The following is a 14970-nucleotide window of genomic DNA, read 5'->3' as shown; positions in this document are numbered from 1 at the left end:
ACCGAGGAGTGGGACGTCATGCAAAGGGCATTTCTCGAGTGCCACATGCTGAAACAGCGTAGCGTGATACCCATGCGCAATGCAGCGCGGACAATACCTCAACGTTCGACGGGCTAACGTACCACTGTCGCCATGTAGAAAGAGGTCTTTACCGGCTGAGTACGCGAATGTTGTTGGGTCGATGCCAAGCGCAGCAATAAGCCCGCTATAGCGGTCGTCACGATCTCCAGGAAGAAATGGAGGCCCGAATACGCTTCGCCCAAGTGGCAATACACCGAGAATCTCCCGTAGTTCGCGCCACACTGGACGGAGTTCAAGACAGGCCCGCGACCACTTGGCGTATAGCGACTCTTCGGTACCGTTCACATAGGTAGGGGTTGCCGCCGCTTGGCGTCTCCTTTGGACAATTGGTTTCACGGCGCCTCCCCTGGCTGCATCGTTTCATCCGTGCAAGCAGCTTCTGCGTAGTACGCAATCACGCCCAGAAATCCTGCATCCCGCAGACAGCGGAGCATCAGCGTAGGAGATGCCTCTCGGGGATCTAGTCGACCTTCCGCCTCTCGATACAGAAATGCAAGCACTGTGGAACGCAAATACTGCATCGGCATGTAGATGTCCTCCGTGAGGTTGTGCTGACTCTTTGCCAGGGTCAGCGCGTCCCTCAAGACAGGAGCCATATCTGCTAGCCGCCAGCCAGCCGCGTATGCGACCGGCAAGTGAAGAGCGGAAGGGCTCGGCCCGTCGGCGGAGACAGGCCGATCCAACTCTGCCAAGACAGCATCGAACTCCGACACTGCGACTGCTCTGAAATGATGCTGATGAACGTGAAAACGCCCCACAATCTGATGACGCTTACTTTCATTCCAATACCGATTGACAGTATCAAGCTCGGGTTGACCAACGAGCAAGAAGAACGGCCGAAGTTGTCGATGAACGAGCTCGTTGAAGCAATGGATTAAGTATCCATAGTGCTGCTGTGCGAGCACCTGTGCCTCATCAATGATCACGACGACCCGTCTCGCGCACACAGAATCCGCCAGCTGCTCAATGTGGTCGTAGAGCCTGCCGCGCAAGACAGCAACATCTCGATGTGTCACAGCAATACATCCTGACTGCTGCATGCGCTCCTGCGTAAACTCGCGCTCGCGGGTGGAGTCATTCATCGGCATGGTCCAGTTCAGGGTCGCCACTGGATAACCAATAGCGGATTGCAAGACCTCGCCTAGGTAAGCGCAGGCGGAACTCTTCCCGATCCTCTGTTTTCCAAAAACCACGCCTCCTGGCGTATCAAGCCGCACCCACTTGGCAACTACGCGGACCATCCTCTCGATAGCAGGAGTCCAAACAATCGCATCCGCCAATGCATCTTGCTCAATCGCGCTGTACTCAGGCTCAGGGGGCGTGGAGCTCATCTTCTACCCCCTAGGAAAAACAATGCGGCGAGGAATAGGCCGGTCTGTGAACAGATCCTGCTCATCAGGCTCGTCCATGTTGGGCGACATCCCGAGCTGCGGCGCCGCCCCTGAGGACGTTGTGTTGACCGGAAGCAGCGCTACGCTTTCGCCAGCCTCCAAATAGTCAATCGACTTATCTGTATCGAGCCTCCAATCGGCAACTCCATACACTTTCAGGTACTCGAGCAAATATGCGAGCTCCAGCGCAGCTTTACGACTATGAGGTGATCGCTTTCTTAGGCACGCAAGAAGACACGCGAGCGGCTCGTCATTGGCTCGCGGGCCGAGCTCCCCCTCTCGCTTAAGTCGAGCGTGAAGCTTGCGAATACGCACGTCATGAGGAAATTTCCCCCATTTTCCCTGGGCGTGAAGTGTGTCGAATTCCCTGCCATCACCATCAAACAACAGCACCGTACGCAAGTCTCTAAAGTCTGCTCGGGCCCACATCAGCTTGTCTCTAAGTCCGATCTGACGAGCCAAAATATCGCTGCTGTATCGCACGTATAGATAGTTGATGTACGGACCCCGCCCGTTACGGAGATCCACCTTTACCGTCACCGGGCATGGCTTGCTGAACCAGTGGGGGCGCCGTCTATCGGCGGGTAAGTAAACTGGAGCAAGTGCACCGCTTGCCAGACTGCGCTTGAGCCGCTCGAGCGGCGCAATGTAGCCGGCCGCTGCGGCTGGTAAGGCATTGGCATTGGCGCAATAGCAATCGAGTGCCTTGGCTAGCCAGTGGACTGGCACGCGGTCTTTGATACCAACCGCAGCAGACTTTCTCAGGGGGTCCTCTGGGCCCGACCCGGTGGTGCCTGGCAATTGGTGGATCAACTGTCTCGCCTGTACTGAGAAGTCCGCTTCGATGTGTGGTCGCTCTTGTGGTGTTCCTGGGCGCCCCAATTTGACTTTGGCTCCCCACAGATCCTTGATAAGGTGATTCACGTGATCGGCGAGGTGCGCTAGCGCATTGTCAAGATAGATGATTCGCGGTACCGCAAAGCACAAAGCAGGGATCATCGCCGCTGGATAACCTGCACCGTTATCGAGCAAGCCGGCTGCGGTGGCATCGGCCCCGAACGTGACACCGCTGATGGCATCCCACAGCAGAACGGCGACATCTTCAGCTGAGGCCTGTTGCGCGAGAACAAGACGATTCGCCAGCTTAGCGCCGGTCGCGACATCAACCGCCCGAATAACGAACGCACGTTGCAACTCGATCTCGTCCCAGTCCCCGCTTGCGTTTGGAATTTCATAGACAGCCTCCAGATCAATAGTGTTCTCGTCGATCTCCCATGCCTCGTACGGCGTGGGTAATCGCTTTGCCTGCCCACGTCCCTCTTGATAGTCAAGTGACTGCGCAGCGTTCGGCCCATATTCACGCTTGGCCCAACGCGTCCTGTGACGTGGAATGAAAACCTCGTTGAGCCATCGACGCAGTGCACGCGCCCCTCTCGCTTTTGTGTTGAATGGGTACTCGGTCTTCGGAATACCCAACTCTTCAGTAATACGCAAGAACGCTTTCCGAACTTCACGGAAGTGCAGCCGATTCGGCTGCGCTTTCTCCTTTCCCGCCCCCTTCAACTCCTCAGTCAGTCGCTCCTCAATTTTCGGATGCTCGCGAAGCAGCTTGTTGAAGGCACCTTGAAATCCAGCACGCGCATCACCGTGGTATTCGATGGCCTTGATACGGCGGAGAGGTTGCGTTCGCGCCCCTCTTATGCACGCCCTCAGTCCCCAGATCCGACCATCGGGTGCGGGCTCCAGACATCGATTGAAGATCCGCAGGAATCGCGAACGTGATAACCCGGTTGCCTCTTCTACACACGCCAATGTCTGCTGATGCAAATAGAGCTCAATGCCCTTGCTCAGCCGCTGATAGCGGCGGCGAGTTGCCAAATCCTTGAGAAGTTGATCGTCAACGCTCGGCCACGATTCAATTGATCGATAGCATTCGGGGATACGGCGCCGCCCAAACTCATTTGCGGAGAATGATGGTGCTCTGGCCATAGCGAGCTTCCTCCAGTTGGATTGTGAGCACGCCCGTCGCATGCAGTCGGATGAGAACTGCGTCAACAAGCGTGTCCGGTATCTCTTGATGAATGCGCTCGCGGACTTCGCCACGCGTCGTCGTGGCGGTGGACAGCAGGAAAGTCGCGATGGTTCGGCTGACCCATAGGGCACGATCGTCAGCGTGAATTGCCGCACATTGCCGCAGGTGATCAAGATTCGAGAGGAGAATCGGCCTGCCGCGAATCAGTTCAGAAGTTCTAACAGACCAGCTGAACTCGTGTGCGCACGCAACGTATTCGAGCGTGCGTGCTCTGGCTTGGCTCGCCAGAGTCTCACGAGCGTTTACGATCTGAATTTCAATGCCGTTACGCTCCAGCAGTAGGTCTGGGGAAAGACTCAACTGATGGCCTCGGTAGAGGCATGTCAAGCGCTCGCTATGAGGCAGAAGACGACGAACACCTGGCTCTGCCCAGTGCAACAGCCAGTTATCAAAGTGCAACTCTGTAGCGAACGCCACGTGCGTGTGCCGCAACGGGTCAATGCAGCGCAATACCCCGCCACGGAAATCGACGTATCGCCCACGTAAGCCTCCATGCCCATGTTCACGACTGGACCACATGCTTCCCTCCTCGACAAACGTCGTCAGACACGCTCCTGGCTAAATACAGCGAGCGTGGGACCGAATGCTTGGTGCGACGGTGTACGGTCCTGATTGCGGGCAGTACACCGTCGGCCACAATGCGCCCCGGCGGGCGAATTGACCTTGAGTCTTCGGGGAGGTGTATAGGCGCGAGAACGCCCGCCAACTTGACAGTTGGCGAAAAGGCGCAGAGACTTTAGAAACGTCAGCGAGCAAAGTTGACGAAGGCCGCAGTCTAAGGTGAGACGCCCCAGTGTTCGCGCACTGGGGCGTTTCCTTTTCTTTCCCTCCGTTCTTCTTCAGCCAGGCGGCATGCTTTCCTCCTGTTCAGGCAGCGAATTGGGGGCTGCGACGTCCAGCGTTGCTATCCACTGAGCCACCTCGCAAGTCTTAGCAAATCGCCCGCGACGTCTTTCTATCGTGAAAGTACTTACAGGCACGGTTCCCAGCCGGACCGCTTTCCGAAATGCCTGAGCGGATACGTAGCCCAACGCTCGCCAAAGACTTCTTCCGTGCATGAGAGGTCCGTGCTGCCCCAAAAGATATGACTCAAGGCGCACGTCAACGGGCCTAGCCGAGTTGGACATGGACGAGAACCGATGGAAATCGAAAGAAACGCAAAACAACGGATAACGCTTCCTCACGATGGTTGCGCGGCAGTGCGCTCGCAAGGCATATTTATCAGCAGCAAATCGCCCTAGACGACTGCCAACGAACGATGTATGCGTTCTCTCCAGTTCAATGCGATCCTCCACCCGGGTGTTACGTTGAACTCACACGCTTTCCATTGCACGGCATCCAATGCGCCGCGCGTGGGAATCGACATTTGAGGCACTACCAAAGTCGGCTCGTGTTTGACATCGCCTGCGAAACGCTCGGTGTCTGGACTCCGTATGCCGTTGAGAAACAGCTGATGGGAAGTGCATTTGTGCCGAGCGAGCGAAGCAGGTGGTGGGAAAAACTCTGCTACGGCCGGCTAGATTTGCCGCGAGCGCTCACACGAGGGGATCCCGTTTCAAAAGTGTGGCTGGAGCGACTCACGCAAAGAACAAGTGAAGCGTCTCGAGTCCTTTCAATGCCGCTCTGGGCCTTGTCCGCGATTGGGCGTGTAACGGTCGACGCGGTGGTGTCATGGCGAGGGCCAGTAAGTGCCATGGGCATCCCCATCCCAGAGTTTCCAGCTCGTTCGGAGCAAAGTGCCAGGCAGTACGTCGATCGCCTGCTTGAACCGATTGGCTCGCCAGACAGAACATGGGCTGGACTCAATGTTGCGCTGTTTTGCCTAAGGCTCGCCCAAGCTCGCGGAGACCTCCCTAGCTACGCACTCACCTACGAGGCTATGGCATCCGAAAGATGGCGCCGCTACATGACGTGCGCGGGACCCGCTGCAGACCAGTGTTGGAAGCAGTTGGCAATTTTCTATGGGGAGTGGTTCTCGACGCTCCGCCTTCGCGTTACCAATGAAGCAGAGCTCACGGAGGCACAGGAGGATTTGCACGCCCACGGGCTATTGAGCCGGCTCACCTCCACCGCGCGATCTGAAGATATCCGATACGAGTTCATTGATCGCTTGATGGCGGGATGGTGCCCGCCGCCTACCGACGAAGAGTCTGTGTTTATCACCGCGCGCTACGTGGCGTGAGTACACGCAAAGCGAAAACGTGTCATTACCGCCGCACAGGATGTGCTTGGCCGACGATGGGTTATTGCATCAAGTGATTGGTCAGATCGTCGCTGCAATTCCTTTCATCGGTCGGCGGTTCGCTAGCTTTGCTTCCACCGGACAAAACGTCGCTGCAATTGCTACCAGCTTGGTTGTAAGCAAAAACAGCGCACGCTTTCGACTCTCACCGAATAATCAAGGACTTAGCGGGAGGAAAATGTGACGGAATTTGCTTCCGTCGAACACTATCCACAAACTTTCGATGCTTCAACTCTTCAATGCCTCAACCCAGCGTTGTCCTCTAACGTCCTAGCGCAGATAGCGCCGTCCTCATCGTGGCCACATCCCATACGGCCATCGTCTTGACACCAGCCCACTCGGCCCAGTTATCACCATCCTTTAACGCAGCAACGGGAGGCGGAAACGAGTACGGTGGCAGCTCGAAGTGAATCGGTCGGTACTCAAAATTAACGCCCGCCTGCGCGCGATCCAGTTCGATGTTGTGTCCGTTTGGATAGCGTGCCGCGTTCAGATCATGGGTGACACATAAATACCGGATATCACTGCGAGCAATGTTGCGCAGCGCCTCCATCACCAAGGCATTATTGAAATGGATAAAGCAGTCCCGCACGAAAATCATGTCAGCCGATGGCAGAGCATCCGCAACAATGTCCAACTCGATAAAGCTGCGGCTGGCTGAGGCATATCGCTCCCGATTTACCGCCACGATCTGCGGCACGATATCGCCGCCGACGTACTCCACACCATCTAGGTCAACTGTCTGCATCCAGTGGAAGTCGCCACACGGCACATCCAGCAGGCGCCGCACGCCGTATGTGCGCAGCAAGGCCGGAAGCCTCTCAACCAAGTCGCCAGTCCACGCCAGTTCCGAACCCTCACCGGACCGACTCTGTCCGCTACCCCACAAATTGTTCTGATAAACATTCGAGAAAAATTCGGCACGTGTATCTTTCATTTTTTCACTATGTTCCTTTGAAAAACTGCGCTACTCCTCACCTACCCTTACCAGCCGAAATCCGTGAGAGTAAACATTAATCAGTCGTACGCCATTCTCCTGTCTTACCCCTAGCTTCATTCTGACTCGCGAGACATGTGTATCCAGTGTTCTCGAGTCCGGCCCAATTACGCGCCCCCAAACTGCCTTCTCGATGGCATCCCTTGGCACCAGCTGCCCGATATTTTTGAACAAGTACATTGCGACGTCGAACTCACGGGGCGCCAACCCAACATCTTTCCCGTGCAACATCGCAGTCTTCGTTTTGGCATCCAGACTGAACGGATCGATCTGAAGGATGGCACTGTCAAGCCGCGATGATGGATACGATCGGCGCAGCAGCGCGCTGACTCTTGCCACCAGCTCACTTTCTCTGATTGGCTTCGGTATGTAGTCATCAGCGCCGGCGTCTAGCGCCCCAACCACAAAGGACTCCGAAATATACGACGTGACAAAGATAATCGGAGCGCTTGACCCCACTGTATTCCGTATCCACTGCACCAATTCCTGGCCGTCAATATCCGGCAAATTCCTATCCAGGATAAAGAGATCGAAGATTTGACTCCGAAGCGCGCGAATGATCGACACCCCGTCGCGGAAGCTCTCGCACTCGTGCCCGGCGGATTCAATGATCTTCTTTATCAAAGCAGCCTGCGCCGGATCATCTTCAATAGAAGCGACTTTCATGCTTGACATTGGCTTGGTAACGAATGACCGGAACTCCTAAGGACGAAAAGGCTCATCCGTCCGCCCCAACCATTGATAGATCACTGGTCTTTGGAAGGTTATCGGACGGTGGATGAAAAACTCAAAAAACAATCGTTACGTCGGGGGCTATCCGAGTCGTCATGCGGGCGGCCTAGGAACACCATCCTCTCTACCCTCGCCGATAGAGATGCAGGATTGCTTCCGTATACGCGGTGATATTTTTTGGGTTGTCGATACTCACCGCATCGAGAATGTGCGCAGCTTCATCGCAATACGCATCAAAATTCTCATCGTGCTTGGAGAATGCATCCAGCAGCGCCCTGCCCCCTGCCTGACAATCAAAGTCAGGGTAGAAATAGCCTGCTTTCCCAAGGTATGGCGAGTTATGAATCAATGGGTAACCGCCATACAGCAGCTCATAGTAGAGATAGTTCTGCGCGTTTTCCCACGTGTGGGAGACCACCGCATCACCATGCGCCGCCATGAACTCGTAGACGGCAAATCGGCCCTCGAATGTCGTCAACCCATGCGTGACAATGTCCAAGCTTCTGGAGAAGTGCACGAACGTCGTGTGATCCTTCATATGCAGCGTGTTGCACACCCGCACGCACTCGAGAAAATCTGGCTTGGCGCGATACGCCTCCTCGGCAACAAGCATGGGGATGAAGCTGGTCTTCACCATGCAGATGTTTGGCTCGAACATGGCGACACGCCAACGTGATTTGCCTGGCTGATAGCCGAACGATAGACCCGCTCCCAAGGTGGCTCGCGCTTTATCGAACAACACGGGGTGCCACAGATGCGGCATGACCGTCACAGGCGAGCGCAATCCGGTTTGGTAATAGTGCAAACAGGAATGCTCGAATTCCGGGATCGTCCATACGCCATCGTAAGCCGCACCAGAGAACAGGAAGCCAGACGGCTTGTTGAAGATGGCGCGCTCGATATCGATCACGTAGTCGTTACCGACGCGCATCGTCACGACCTTCCCCCCGCGCTGGCGGAATGCCGTGATCCACTCGATGCTGAACTGCGCACTCATTTCAATCACCACGTCGCAGCGCTGCATGGTCTCGTCTTGCGTGAGCAACGGGACACTCCACTCGTCAAGCATCATCCGTGGGTCAGCCACACTCCCGCCACCGCTCACCATGACGGCCTCGGCCACGATCGGCGATTGCCGCAGCAGAAGGATCAAGAGCAAGCAGTTCTGGAAAATGCCGTTCTCCCACAACGACTGGCCAGTCCCTCGCACAAACAGCGAGACCCCAACAACCAGCCGCTTGTTGCCAACGGATACGTCAAGAGTGTTCGATATCGACATACGTCCTCTCTAAAGGGAATCAGGCGAGAAGACGCCTAGTGAATGCGTCAAGGTTTGCGGGATTGTCGATCGCTACGGATCTCAGCAAGGCATTGGCGCTTGCCTGATAGCGATCAAGCTGCAGATCGTGCTGCTGCCAGGCATCCAGGAGCGCCCGCCCACCCGCTTCAGAATCAAAGCCTGGGTAGTAGTACCCGGCATCGCCAAGCATTGGCGAGTTGTGAATGAGCGGATAGCCGCCATGCAGTACGTCGTAGTACAAATAGTTCTGTGCGTTTTCCCATTGATGTGAAACAACGACATCAGCGTGTTGTGACAAGAAGCCCGGCAAGTCGATTCGCTGCTCGAACGTTGCCTTGTGCTGCCTGACAAGATTCAAGCTATTGGCGAAGTACAGGAAGGTCGGGTGCTCCTTCAAGTGCAAGGCATTGACGACGAACAGGTGCTCAACCGCTTCTGGCTTTGCGCGAAAGAACTCCTCGCAAACCAGCATCGGATAGTGGCAGGTCTTCGCCACTGAAATGTTCGGCTCCAGCGTCGACAGACGCCACTTCCCGCGCCCGGGTTGATAGCCGAATGTGATGCCGTCGTTGGCAAGTTGCGCAATGCGCCGCTCCAGAAAGTATGGAGACCAGATGTGCGGCATCACATAAACAGGTGCACGCATTAGCGTCTGCAGTAGCGCTTTCGAGGTCTTCTCGTATTGCGGCAATAACCAGATTTCGTCAAACGGGCCGCCGTTGAAAATATGTCCGGACGGTCTTTCAAAAATAGGGGTCTCGCACAACGCCGCATAGGGATGCCCTACAAAGAACGCGACCAGCTTCTTGCCAAGCGCCTTCATCTGCTTGAGCCACTCAACGGGTAGCTGCGCGCCCATCTCGATGACGACGTCAAGCTCGTGCGTGACATCGCGCGGATTGACGAGTGGCACATTGAGCCCGCCAAGATCCAGCCCAGCCGGCAGCGACTGCGCATCGCCGCCATTCAGGAAATAGATCTCGCCAACCTGGTTTGATCGACTCAGCATCATGGCGAGAAAGGCGATGTTCTGGTGGATCCCGTTTTCCCAGATGCTCTGGCCATCTCGCGCAAATAGCGAGATGCCAACTCGAAGCCTGTCGTTGTCTATTTTTTTTTTGAAATACCCTTCCCTTGCCCGGCAACCCCGCTCAGGCCATACCGCTATCGAAACAGGTGATCGATGAGTGCGTCGTACTCGGAAACGACCACCGAATTCTCCGACGTGAACCGGCGCAGCAGTTGCCGCTGTTGCCGCGTGTAGTGCTCCCAGTCCTCGTCGTGATCTTCCAGCGCGATCACGAGCTGATCCGCTGCCTTCTGCACATCGTTGTCTGGGTAGTAGTAACCAATGTCCTGGGCAAGGCTTGCGTTGTGCACGAGGGGATAGCCCTGCCAGCAGACATCAAAGTAGAAGTAGTTGAGCGGGTTCTCCCACTGATGAGAGACAACCACGTCTGTCAGTTCCGACAGAAACGTTGGCGTGTCGAATCGCCCAACAAAACTCGCCTTTCCAGCGCGAACTATCTCCAGATAGTTCATCAGCATCGCGAACTCAGGACTCGCATGCGCAAGGTGATCCCCATTCGTCACGTGCGTGAACGCGATCGAATCTGGGGCTCGGCGATAGACCTCATCAATGATCAGCATCGGATACAAGCAGCACTTCACGACATCGTGATTGGGCTCCATCACGGTCAGTCGCTTGCCGCATTTCCCGCTCGGCCGGTACTCGCCGTGCGCCGGCAGCGCACGGGTGCGCTCCGTCAGGAACATGGGATCCCACACAAACGGAACGACGCGGCCCGGACAACGACGCAGCGACTGCAAAAATGGCAGTGATGACTTGGCCACCTGCGGAATCGCCCAAACCTCGTCATACCCTCTGTTGACGAACAGCGTGTCCCACATCCGACGGCCGAACAGCACTGACTCGGTGACATGGATGTACTCCACGCCGCAGACGTAACTGACGATCTTGACGCCACGCGCCTTCAAATATGCGGTTTGCTCGGCATCAATCTGGCCGCCGAGTTCGATCAGCACATCAAGTGCGTCCTTCATTTCCACGAAGGGGCGTGTATCGAACTCGGCCAGACTCCAGGACAGCGCGCTCGTCACAGGCACTGCAGTCGTATTGACCAACGTCACCTGATGGCCACGAGCGGACTTCATCAACACCTTCGCGAGAAACAAGGCGTTCTGCTTGATGCCGTTGACCCACAGACTCTCGCCTGGCTCGCGAAGGCCGATGGTGATTCCGATATTCAGGCCTCGCATGTCCGCTCGCACAACAAACAAGGCTCCCGAGATTGGGCAGTTACCATGAGTACCCCACGCCTCCATTGACCATGGTGCGACCAGATGTCGTGGCGCTCACGCCCATCCTGACCACCACGTTTTGTGCTGCACGCACGCTGCCGCCGATAGCCAGCGCGGTATAGCCGCCATAGCTTCCGAAACCGGCACCAATCTGAGCCGTCTTACCCGGCTCAACCTGCGGCAAGCCCGCCAACGCACCGGCCATGGCAACGCCGGAGTACGCTTGCTTTGCCACGTTGTTGACGTTCTGCTGCACGCCCTGAAGCTGAGACATGTTGACGGCGTCGGTCGCGTTGACGCCCGGTGCAACGTTGGTGATGCGACGTTCAGCGCCCGGAGCCCCCACCGATACGGTGTTGTCCTGGTCTGCCACCGAGCCCGCCCCCAAGGCAACTGCGTTGTTCGCAGGTGCCGATGCGTTGGCGCCAACTGAAACCGAGTTGTTGCCCGTGGTTGTGGCGTTGTATCCAATGGCAACCGTCGGGTCTCCGGTCGCTTGGGCGTTGTAACCAATGGCTACGGCACCAGCCTGAGAGGCCACGGCACGGAAGCCGACTGCCGTCGTGTTCTCAGATGTGGCTTGCGCATTTGAACCGTAGGCGGTGGAGCCGTTTTGCGTTGCGTGCGCGCATACCCCGGTTGCCGTTGAATCGATACCGCTCGCATTTGTGCAGGAAGCCGTCACCTGGGTAACCGCTGTCCCAGAAGCCCCTTGTGTGAGAATCGCGCCGCTAGACGTCGTACCACCAACCGCACCTGGCGCCCCCGATCCAGAAGCGGGCGCACTCGTCGAGTTCACGACGGTCTGCAGCGTTGTCACCTGAGAGTTCGTTGCTCCCAAGCCAGTGGACAGCGAAGCGATCTCACCGAAGAGTGCAGTCGACAAGCTGTACAACTGGCCGCCGTTGACCGCCTGTGTACTGCCAGACGCCACCGCTCCAGCAGCAACGTTGGTCAGCAGGACAGGAGCGGTTGCCCCCACCCCACCGAGGGTGACGCTGTTGTGCGACGCGTTGTCATACATCACAGCGTTGCCGAGCCCGCTCGACAGCGCGGTCGACAGCGATGCGACATTGTTGTTGGTCGTGCTCAGCCCAGTCGACAGCGACATCACGTTGTTGTTTGTCGTACTCAAGCCCGTGCTCAGCGATGCGACACTGCTGTTCGTTGTACTCAGTCCGGTGGACAACGAGGTCACCCCGCTCTGCGCGGTACTGATCCCCGTCGAAGCCGACGTCGACAACGAGGCCAACTGGCTGCCGTTGACTGCATCCGTACTTGTGGCGCTCACCGCGCCCGCCGCCACGTTCGTCAGCGTCACCGGTGCGCTGGCCCCAACGCCGCCCAACGTCACCTTCGTGTGCGTGCTGTCATCGTACTGCACGGCATTCCCGAGCCCAGTCGAGAGCGCCGTCGACAGCGAGGTGACATTGCTATTCGTGGTGCTCAAGCCGGTGGAGAGCGAGGTCACCCCACTCAGTGCAGTGCTGATCCCGGTCGAGGCCGAGGTCGACAGTGAGGACACCGCGCTATTCGTCGCGCTCAGCCCTGTGCTCAGCGACGCGACACTGCTGTTCGTTGTGCTCAACCCTGTCGACAGCGAGATCACGCCGCTCTGCGCGGTGCTGATCCCAGTCGATGCCGACGTCGACAGCGAGGCCAGTTGACTGCCGTTGACCGCGTCCGTGCTGGTCGCGCTCACCGCACCTGCCGCCACGTTTGTCAGCGTCACCGGCGTGCTTGATCCGGCACCACCCAGGGTTACCTTCGTGTGTGTGCTGTCGTCGTACTGCACGGCATTCCCGAGTCCCGTCGAGAGCGCCGTCGACAACGATGTGACATTACTGTTTGTCGTACTCAGGCCGGTGGAGAGCGAGTTCACCCCACTCTGTGCAGTGCTAATGCCGGTCGAGGCCGAAGTCGACAACGATGCGACGGTACTGTTCGTCGTGCTCAGCCCCGTGGACAGTGAGTTCACGCCGCTCTGCGCGGTGCTGATGCCAGTCGAAGCCGACGTCGACAGCGAGGCCAACTGGCTGCCGTTGATCGCGTCGGTGCTGGTCGCGCTCACCGCGCCCGCCGCCACGTTTGTCAGCGTCACCGGCGTGCTTGATCCGGCACCACCCAGGGTTACCTTCGTGTGCGTGCTGTCGTCGTACTGCACGGTATTCCCGAGCACCGTCGACAGCGATGCAACGTTGCTGTTCGTTGTGCTCAGGCCGGTGGACAGCGAGTTCACGCCGCTCTGCGCTGTGCTGATGCCGGTCGAGGCCGACGTCGACAACGACGTCACCGAGCTGTTGGTCGTGCTCAAACCTGTGCTCAGCGACGCGACGCTGCTGTTGGTGGTGCTCAGTCCGGTGGACAGCGAGTTCATGCCGCTCTGCGCGGTACTGATGCCGGTCGACGCTGAGGTCGATAGCGATGCAACCGTGCTGTCGGTCGTGCTCAGACCGGTGCTCAGCGACGCGACACTGCTGTTCGTCGTGCTCAAACCCGTCGAAAGCGAGTTCACGCCGCTTTGCGCCGTGCTAATCCCAGTCGAAGCCGACGTCGACAGCGATGCAACGGTGCTGTCGGTCGTGCTCAGACCCGTGCTCAGCGACGCGACGCTGCTGTTGGTGGTGCTCAGTCCGGTGGACAGCGAGTTCACCCCGCTCTGCGCTGTGCTGATGCCGGTCGATGCCGAGGTCGACAGCGAGGCCAGTTGGCTGCCATTGACCGCGTCCGTGCTGGTCGCGTTTACCGCACCGGGTGCGACGTTTGTCAGCGTCACCGGTGTGCTTGAGCCGACACCACCCAGCGTCACCTTGGCGTGTGTGCTGTCGTCGTACTGCACCGCGTTCCCGAGAACCGTCGACAGCGATGCAACATTGCTGTTCGTCGTGCTCAAACCGGTGGAAAGCGAGTTCACGCCGCTCTGCGCGGTACTGATGCCGGTCGACGCTGAGGTCGACAGCGAGGTCACCGTGCTGCTGGTCGTGCTCAGGCCGGTGCTCAGCGACGCAACACTGCTGTTGGTGGTGCTCAAGCCCGTCGACAACGAGTTCACCCCGCTTTGTGCCGTGCTGATGCCAGTCGAGGTCGAGGTCGACAGCGAGACCACGGTGCTGTTGGTCGTGCTCAAACCCGTCGACAGCGAGTTCACCCCGCTTTGCGCCGTACTAATCCCGGTTGAGGCCGACGTCGACAGCGACGCCAACTGACTACCGTTGATCGCGTCCGTACTCGTCGCGTTCACCGCGCCCGCCGCCACGTTCGTCAGCGTCACCGGTGCGCTGGCTCCAACACCACCCAGCGTTACCTTCGTGTGCGTGCTGTCGTCGTACTGCACGGCATTCCCAAGAACCGTCGACAGCGAAGCAACATTGCTGTTCGTTGTACTTAGGCCGGTGGACAGCGACGCGACACTGCTGTTCGTCGTGCTCAAACCCGTCGACAGCGACGTCACCGCGCTATTGGTTGTGCTGAGGCCCGTGCTCAGCGATGCGACGCTGCTAGTCGTCGTGCTCAAACCCGTCGACAGCGAGTTCACACCGCTCTGCGCGGTGCTGATGCCGGTCGAGGCCGACGTCGACAGCGACGTCACCGTGCTATTGGTCGTGCTCAGGCCGGTGCTCAGCGATGCGACGTTGCTATTCGTGGTGCTCAAGCCAGTGGAAAGCGAGTTCACGCCGCTTTGCGCGGTGCTGATGCCGGTCGAGGCCGAGGTCGACAGCGACGTCACCGTGCTATTGGTCGTGCTCAGGCCGGTGCTCAGCGATGCGACGTTGCTATTCGTGGTGCTCAAGCCAGTGGAAAGCGAGTTCACGC

At 57.8% G+C, this 14970-nt stretch carries 9 protein-coding genes; all 9 read right to left on the bottom strand.

Annotated features, from left to right (window positions below):
• Positions 1-413: 413 nt before the first annotated feature.
• The 9 genes from R2N11_RS25640 to R2N11_RS26440 all read right to left on the bottom strand — a co-directional run bounded on the left by R2N11_RS25640 (position 414) and on the right by R2N11_RS26440 (position 14968).
• Positions 414-1412, bottom strand: coding sequence for an ATP-binding protein (locus tag R2N11_RS25640; RefSeq protein WP_316682887.1), 999 nt, complete (start codon positions 1410-1412; stop codon positions 414-416).
• Positions 1413-1415: 3 nt separating this feature from the next.
• Positions 1416-3461, bottom strand: coding sequence for a hypothetical protein (locus R2N11_RS25635; protein WP_316682886.1), 2046 nt, complete (start codon positions 3459-3461; stop codon positions 1416-1418).
• Complete coding sequence (locus R2N11_RS25630) at positions 3430-4083, bottom strand: hypothetical protein (RefSeq protein ID WP_316682885.1); 654 nt, start codon at positions 4081-4083, stop codon at positions 3430-3432. Before R2N11_RS25630 ends, R2N11_RS25635 begins: the two co-directional genes overlap by 32 nt.
• A 1985-nt stretch (positions 4084-6068) precedes the next feature.
• Positions 6069-6743 (bottom strand): class I SAM-dependent methyltransferase, encoded by a 675-nt coding sequence (locus tag R2N11_RS25625; RefSeq protein ID WP_316682884.1) that lies wholly within the window; start codon positions 6741-6743, stop codon positions 6069-6071.
• A gap of 30 nt (positions 6744-6773) precedes the next feature.
• Positions 6774-7469: a response regulator transcription factor gene (locus tag R2N11_RS25620; protein ID WP_316682883.1), complete on the bottom strand. Its 696-nt coding sequence runs from the start codon at positions 7467-7469 to the stop codon at positions 6774-6776.
• A gap of 190 nt (positions 7470-7659) precedes the next feature.
• A complete protein-coding gene (locus R2N11_RS25615) occupies positions 7660-8814 on the bottom strand; it encodes a DUF2827 domain-containing protein (RefSeq protein WP_316682882.1) in 1155 nt (384 codons plus the stop codon).
• Between the two features lie 19 nt (positions 8815-8833).
• Positions 8834-9946 carry a DUF2827 domain-containing protein gene (locus R2N11_RS25610; protein ID WP_316682906.1) on the bottom strand — a complete coding sequence of 371 codons (1113 nt, stop codon included), beginning with the start codon at positions 9944-9946 and terminating at the stop codon, positions 8834-8836.
• 53 nt (positions 9947-9999) lie between these two features.
• A complete protein-coding gene (locus tag R2N11_RS25605; protein WP_316682881.1) occupies positions 10000-11115 on the bottom strand; it encodes a DUF2827 domain-containing protein in 1116 nt (371 codons plus the stop codon).
• 40 nt (positions 11116-11155) lie between these two features.
• Positions 11156-14968 (bottom strand): YadA family autotransporter adhesin, encoded by a 3813-nt coding sequence (locus R2N11_RS26440; RefSeq protein WP_430715480.1) that lies wholly within the window; start codon positions 14966-14968, stop codon positions 11156-11158.
• Positions 14969-14970: the final 2 nt, after the last annotated feature.

This window comes from Ralstonia flaminis (genome assembly GCF_958415495.1).
Lineage (GTDB): Bacteria > Pseudomonadota > Gammaproteobacteria > Burkholderiales > Burkholderiaceae > Ralstonia > Ralstonia flaminis.
This window is presented reverse-complemented; position numbering and strand designations above follow the sequence as displayed.